The organism is Sphingobacterium yanglingense, assembly GCF_004363245.1.
Taxonomy (GTDB): Bacteria; Bacteroidota; Bacteroidia; order Sphingobacteriales; family Sphingobacteriaceae; genus Sphingobacterium; species Sphingobacterium yanglingense.
This window is the reverse complement of the sequence record NZ_SNYV01000009.1, coordinates 1-1,250: the sequence shown is the minus strand read 5'-3', so window position 1 is coordinate 1,250 and position 1,250 is coordinate 1. Positions and strand designations below refer to the sequence as shown.

Annotated in this window: 1 protein-coding gene; it reads left to right on the top strand. The window is 38.1% G+C overall.

Annotation, left to right across the window (positions count from 1 at the left end):
* Positions 1-64 precede the first annotated feature (64 nt).
* Entirely contained in the window at positions 65-1,210 is a 1,146-nt protein-coding gene (locus CLV99_RS02290) for an IS481 family transposase (RefSeq protein ID WP_133582868.1), read from the top strand.
* Positions 1,211-1,250: the final 40 nt, after the last annotated feature.

The following is a 1,250-nucleotide window of genomic DNA, read 5'->3' as shown; positions in this document are numbered from 1 at the left end:
TGAAGTAGTCAAGACTTAATCTGACAGTTGCAATAAATTAACAACTGAAAAATAGATTAGAGTTATGACAACACAAGAAAAAATCATCAAGAACAAACTGGGTGTTTTAGAGCTTGCCCAGCACTTAGGGAATGTATCAAGAGCCTGTAAAGTAATGGGCTATTCCAGAGACAGCTTTTATAGATTTAAAGAATTGTATGATCAAGGAGGCGAGCTTGCACTTCAAGAACTTTCTAGAAGAAAGCCTATATTAAAGAACCGAGTAGAAGAGCATATTGAAAAAGCTGTTGTTGATCTAGCTATAGACCAGCCTGCTTTAGGTCAGTTACGTGTTTCTAACGAGCTGAAAAAGCAAGGCATATTAATATCTCCTGGAGGAGTTAGGAGTATATGGATGAGGCATGATCTGCAGACCTTCAAGCTCAGATTAAAAGCCTTAGAGGCAAAGTCTGCACAGGAAGGTATTGTTTTAACGGAAGCTCAGCTTCTAGCTCTGGAAAGAGCTAAAGAAGAGAAAAAGGCACACGGTGAGATAGAAACTCATCATCCCGGATATCTAGGTGCTCAGGATACATACTATGTCGGTAATATTAAGGGAGTTGGGCATATATATCAGCAAACTTTCATTGATACCTATTCCAAAGTCGCTTTTACAAAGCTGTATGATCGTAAGAATGCATTAGTTGCTGCAGATATGCTAAATGATCAGGTCGTACCATTTTTCGAGCAACATGACTTAAGGTTGTTAAGGATATTGACAGATCGAGGAACGGAATACTGCGGGGTAAGAGACCAGCATGAATATCAGCTCTATTTAGCCATCGAAGATATAGATCACACGAAAACCAAAGCAAAAAGTCCTCAAACAAATGGTATTTGCGAACGTTTCCATCGTACTATTCAGGACGAGTTTTATGCAGTTGCATTCAGAAAGAAAGTATACCGAAGCATTCAGGAACTCCAAAACGACCTTGATCGTTGGATGATTTACTATAATCAGGATCGTACCCATACAGGAAAGTATTGTTTTGGAAAGACACCTATGCAGACCTTCGATGATACAATTAATTTGGCAAAAGAAAAGATGCTGGAGACACTAAAAGAAGATCAACTTGTTACTTATCCGGTGCAAGAAAATAAGCAACAAGTTGAATCTATAGATTTTGCAGAAACATTACTATATTCGAATAGGCAATCTGACAATTTTTAAAAACAACCAACTGTCAGATCAAGTAGTGGCTATTACACTT

Excerpts from the sequence above, each read along its gene's own strand:
- CLV99_RS02290 (WP_133582868.1), top strand. The coding sequence starts at position 65 with ATGACAACACAAGAAAAAATCATCAAGAACAAACTGGGTGTTTTAGAG.